We start from the raw sequence: 5330 nt of genomic DNA, 5'->3' as shown, positions 1-5330 counted from the left end.
CCCGCTGTTCAGCTAAAGCCTCAGGTGAAAAATCAGGTACCCATTTATCGGGGCGTTCCACACGTGTTATATCATCCCCCGTAGCAGGCTGCGTTACCGCACGCCACCTGAAAAATTCCTCTGCAAGAGATTGCAAGTCGGCATTTAGATGTTTTTCCGATTTCACGGGAATTTCAATTTCTTTTTGAGATTGATCTTCTGCGCTACAGCTCAGAAACAGAATTAACTGTGCTGAAATAATCAGGTATTTCACGGTTACTTTTGATGGAATCATATTATCCTCTAAATAACGTTAAATTAAATTTAAATAGGTTTTCCTATTGGATTCACTGGGCTATAAGACAATTTAAATTATCAATATATGATTGATACGAATAATCATAAAAATCTCGATTGCAAAGGTAATATTATTTTCTGTTAAAATCATTTATTGTTTTAAAACATAATGGAAAATAAAATATAAATAATACTTGACACCTAAACAATTTAACATTAAAGTATAATTATGCCGACACATTACAATGGAACAGCAATAGAAAAAAGGGCTCTGAATGCCTGGATAAAATTCTCCAGAGCCGCCAACTCTTTTAGCCCTCAAATAAAAGAGAGCTTCAGAGAATATGGACTAACCGAAAGTCAATTCGGCGTATTGGATGCTCTTATTCATCTTGGTCCGTTGAACTTGAAAACCGTCAGCGAAAAACTCCTTTGCACGGGTGGCAATATCACCACAGTAGTGGATAATCTTGAAAAGCGGCAATTCGTAAAAAGAATTCCCGACAAAAAAGACCGCCGACAAATAAAGATACATCTTACAAATAAGGGTAAAGCTCTTATAAATAAAATAATGCCCGGGCATGTTCAAGTTATTGTTCAGGAAATGAGCATACTCTCCAAATCTGAACAAGAGGAATTAGCAAGATTATGTAAAAAACTGGGTACAGAGAATAACAATCAAAATAGTAGGAGAATATAATGTCAAATAATGGAAAAATATTGGTTACAGGAGCAAACGGAAACGTAAGCAGCGCTTTGATTACCAATCTTGTAGATAAGGGAGCAAGCGTTAGAGGTCTTGTCCGGGATGAATCGAAAGGACAATCGCTAAAGGACTCGGGCGTAGAAATTGCTATCGGAAATCTCAATGATCAAGACAGCATCGAAAAAGCGCTTGAAGGAGTTGAAAAAGTCTTCTTACTCACTCCGGTTGCAGAGGATGCGCCTCAGCTGGCAAAAAACGTAATTGACGCGGCTGTGAAACAGGGCAGCCCATATATAGTAAGAGTGTCAGCGGTTGGAGCCGCCTCCGATGCCCCTTCCCGTAACAGCAGGGCTCATGCAGAAACTGAAGCCGACTTGAAAAATTCCGGCTTACCATATACAATTCTTAAACCGCATTTCTTTATGCAGAACATGATGATGGCAGCTGAGTCGATTGCCTCTGAAGGAAAAATATATATGCCGTTCAAAGATGGTAAATTAGGAATGATCGATATCAGAGACGTCGCTGATGTTTCGGCAGTTATCCTTACGGAAGAGGGGCATGAAGGCAAAACATACACTCCTTCAGGACCGAAATCAATTTCAATGACCGAAGTTGCTGCCGCGTTTTCTTCTGCACTTGATAAAGAAGTCAATTATATAGATGTGCCGATGGAAGCTGCGGATGAATCGCTTTCAGGGATGGGTTTTCCAGAATGGAATAAGAATGCTTACCTTGAGTATTTCAAAGCATACAGCGAAGGTTGGGGAGATTATACATCAAGCGACGTGGAAGATATAACAGGAAATCCAGCACGCTCGATAGAAACGTTCGCGAAGGATTTTGCGCAAGTATTCGGCGGATGATGATATTATTCAGATGGTAAAGATCAAAAAAGGGAAAGCTTCCGCTTTCCCTTTCTGATTATATATCTATCAAAAATTCCCGTTATCCACATCTTTTATAAATTTAATCAGTCCGTCAAAATACGTTTGCTGGTCATCATACATCGCCATATGACTTCCGTTAGGACAATGCAGATACCTACCGCGCTGCACTTGACCCGCCATCCATTCCATTTGAGCGGGGTCCATTGTGTCATAGGCGGCGCCTATAGTGAGAGTCGGAACTGAAATCAGAGGCAAATCCGCTTTCCTATCCCAATTCAGTAATCTGCCGGAAGCGCCTAATTCGCTGGGACCTTGCATAAGCACATATACACTCGGATTAGTATTAGCAAATGCCCTGTTAACCGGGTCAGGCCAATCCTCAGCCGGCATGCGCAAAATATGTTTTTCATAGTGATGCGGTATTAGCAGTTCCATATATCTGGGATTTTCAATATCACCGGCGGCTTCCAACTCCTTAATTTCCGCCAACACATCCTTATCTATTTGTCTAAAAAGAACCTCTTCGGCATACGTATTATAATCAGGAATACTCGGTACCATATTGGAAATTATCAACCCTTTCAGGTGTTCCTGATATTTCAAAGCATACTCTATTGCTAATATGCCTCCCCACGAATGTCCGTATAAGTAAAAATTATCTTTCGTGAGATTCAGCGCTTGCCGTACCTGCTCAACTTCTTCCACGTAGCGTTTAGTCGTCCAAAGACTGGTGTCATCCGGCTGATCGCTGTAATGCGCGCCCAGTTGATCGTAATAATAATATTCTATACCCGCTCCAGGGAAATAGCTGTCAAACGCTTCTAAATACTCGTGTGTAGCTGCCGGTCCGCCGTGCAGGGTAAGCACTTTGATAGTAGGATTATTCCCAACTCGCTTTGTCCAAACATTGAAATCACCTTTAGGCGTGGAGATTTTAATTATTTTTACACCGCCGCTTAGTACGTCATCCCTGCCCGTATTATCAAAATAATCTGAAGATGATTTAGTCTGAACGGCTGAATGAGCGCAAGAAAACATCATCATACTGACACTCAGCATTATGAGAACAGTTAATGGCGCTGAATATTTTCGGATATTAATCTCTTTGTAGCTCATATGAATCTTCTCCCGGTTTATTCGGCGCTTTCAAATCCCAAAGATAAAGAATTGATGCAATACCTGAGACCTGATGGTTCAGGGCCGTCCTCAAAGACATGCCCCAGGTGCGCCCCGCAATTATCACAGATGACTTCCGTGCGTTTCATACCAAATGTGGAATCCGTTTGTTCACGGACATTTTTTTCATTGATAGGTTGCCAGAAACTCGGCCAACCGGAGCCTGAACTGAATTTTTCTTCGGAGCCGAATAGTTCTTTCTCGCAGCAGGCGCATTTATAAACGCCTTTCCCCTTGTGATCATTATATTCTCCGCTGAAAGCCGGTTCCGTTCCCCCTTTACGTGTAACCTCGTATTCATCAGATGATAAAATTGATTTCCATTCTGTTTCTGATTTTTCTAACACTGCTCCTCTATTCTTTCGGAAGGTTTTTATCGAGATAATTATTAATTTCGCTCTCCGGTATGGCGCCGACAAATTCGCTGGAAATCTCGCCTTTATAGAACATCTTTACGTTGGGAATACTTCTGATACTATATTTCATCGCTATATCAGGCTGCAGTTCAGTGTTTACCTTCACTAATATCCAATCCTCTCCCGCCTCCTCGGCGAGTTTTTCAAGAGTAGGGCTCAGCATATGGCAAGGCCCGCACCATTCAGCCCAAAAATCCACTAATATAGGCGAATGTTCGCTCGCTTCAATAACGTCTTTCTGAAAATCAATCGGTTCTAATTTAAGATACATCAGCGTTCATTCCTTTATGTTATTCTTTTTAATGAAATTCGTTTACCTAATATAAATCGCCGGGATGAATATGGCAATTGGAGATAGGAATTACTGAAAAGTTACTGCTTCGGATAATATCCACTCATCTATGACCCTTCACTCAATTGTGAGTGTCATAAACGAGTAGGATATTAATAAATCTTATTAATTAGGCCAAGATTTCCACACAGCAGACATACCTGCATCATCTGCCGGAAGAGGTGAGATTAGAATCCCGTTAAATACCGGATTCATAACCGCTGTTGGTGGTGGTCCGAAGTGACCAAGTCCCAACGAGTGTCCATTCTCGTGCAATCCTACGCTTTCTACATCTATCCCCGGTTCTGCAATATTAATTCCCCACGGGAAGAGTTCACGGGCTTCGCCTGCTGTACCAAATGTATCGTTATAGTAAACTTCGTTTAGAGCCTGATCGAGATAATTATCTCCGTTTATGTCAGTAGGATTACCACTGCCATCAAGAAATATGAAGGAAACCGAAAACGCTAATATTCCATCTCCGCCTCCGGGTCCGCCCACTGCCTCAAAAAACGCTCTGGGCAGCCAGCCTGCCTCAACTATGTCCGCAAGAAATGGGTTTCCGAAACTTCCAAAACTTTTAGATTTACCATTTTTACCTTTACCACCTTTACCACCTTTACTGCCAGAACTGAAGAAAGAGTCGTAGATGTCGGGGTCATCGCCGTTGTCGATGCGTTTCACCACGTTCACCTTGCTTAAATTATTATCATTATTCCACGTGGCGAGAGCTTTATCGAGTACTTCCTCAGTGTCGTCACTGCTTAATCCACTGGCTGTGGCGCCGTCGCTCTGATCGACTAAATAAGTAATATCGTTACCCTGTGCTGCTCGGCGAGGATCGCCCGGAACCCAGCGGAATGGCTGTTGGTGCATCCTATTGCTCGGTCTGCCTTTTCCGATTGTGAAAAATTCAATGGATTCTATTGCGTAATTAAGTCCGCTTGCTGCTAGTTCTTCATTTATATCAACCATCTTGGCGAGAACCTCGGAATCACCCTCAGCTTGACTCGCGGACGGTTTGGACCGCTTGCTCAATGCGTCTGTGACGTTATTGGTACCTTCCAAATCAGTATTAACTGCTGTTGGTTGAGTATCTTCGCACCCTGCTATAATTACCGATAACGCAAAAAGCCATAATAGTGAAGCTGGACGTAGTTTCATGGCTAATCTCCCTATTTAATTTACATCTATTTATCAGTCCTAATTACTTAATAATACAACACATATACCTTCAAATCAACAAATACCTGAATGTCCCAAATATTGTCGCGAAATTGAATATATGTATTATTGTAAGAAATTGGTGTGATGTGGGATAACTTTTGATTCAGAGTTGAATTCAGGGCATCACATTGCCACGAGATTCTCCCGTATTGCTTTCATATGCTCCGGTCCCATTCTGCAACAACCTCCAATCAATTTGGCGCCTTTTTTATACCATTCTCCGGCATCTTTGCCGCACTCAAGCGGTTCTGAACTGCCGGACCAAGTCCGATTTTCCCCGTTGTAAAGCTCTCCGGAATTCGGATAAA

The 5330-nt window shown here is 42.1% G+C and carries 8 protein-coding genes; 2 read left to right on the top strand and 6 right to left on the bottom strand.

From position 1 onward, the window contains the following. A partial coding sequence (locus IIB39_11245; GenBank protein ID MCH8929270.1) for a hypothetical protein occupies positions 1-274 on the bottom strand: 274 nt, incomplete at its 3' end. A gap of 231 nt (positions 275-505) precedes the next feature. Between IIB39_11245 and IIB39_11240 the strand changes: the two genes are divergently transcribed. Further along, a complete protein-coding gene (locus tag IIB39_11240) occupies positions 506-976 on the top strand; it encodes a MarR family transcriptional regulator (GenBank protein ID MCH8929269.1) in 471 nt (156 codons plus the stop codon). Then, positions 976-1848 (top strand): SDR family oxidoreductase, encoded by an 873-nt coding sequence (locus IIB39_11235; GenBank protein ID MCH8929268.1) that lies wholly within the window; start codon positions 976-978, stop codon positions 1846-1848. Before IIB39_11240 ends, IIB39_11235 begins: the two co-directional genes overlap by 1 nt. 69 nt (positions 1849-1917) lie before the next feature. Here the strand turns inward: IIB39_11235 and IIB39_11230 are convergent, their stop codons facing one another. The 5 genes from IIB39_11230 to IIB39_11210 all read right to left on the bottom strand — a co-directional run. Next, positions 1918-2931 carry a proline iminopeptidase-family hydrolase gene (locus IIB39_11230; GenBank protein ID MCH8929267.1) on the bottom strand — a complete coding sequence of 338 codons (1014 nt, stop codon included), beginning with the start codon at positions 2929-2931 and terminating at the stop codon, positions 1918-1920. A 74-nt stretch (positions 2932-3005) separates the two neighbouring features. Further along, the gene (gene msrB / locus IIB39_11225) at positions 3006-3395 is read right to left on the bottom strand and encodes a peptide-methionine (R)-S-oxide reductase MsrB (GenBank protein MCH8929266.1); all 390 of its coding nucleotides are present in this window, start codon (positions 3393-3395) and stop codon (positions 3006-3008) included. Between the two features lie 7 nt (positions 3396-3402). Then, complete coding sequence (gene trxA, locus IIB39_11220) at positions 3403-3735, bottom strand: thioredoxin (GenBank protein MCH8929265.1); 333 nt, start codon at positions 3733-3735, stop codon at positions 3403-3405. 186 nt (positions 3736-3921) lie between these two features. Beyond that, positions 3922-4959 (bottom strand): matrixin family metalloprotease, encoded by a 1038-nt coding sequence (locus tag IIB39_11215; protein ID MCH8929264.1) that lies wholly within the window; start codon positions 4957-4959, stop codon positions 3922-3924. 186 nt (positions 4960-5145) lie between these two features. Beyond that, positions 5146-5330, bottom strand: a 185-nt coding sequence (locus IIB39_11210; protein MCH8929263.1) for a homocysteine S-methyltransferase family protein, incomplete at its 5' end; no start/stop codon positions are given.

This window comes from Candidatus Neomarinimicrobiota bacterium (assembly GCA_022573815.1).
Lineage (GTDB): Bacteria > Fidelibacterota > SORT01 > SORT01 > SORT01 > JACZTG01.
The sequence above is the reverse complement of the archived record's forward strand: the minus strand, read 5'-3'. Positions and strand labels throughout refer to the sequence as shown.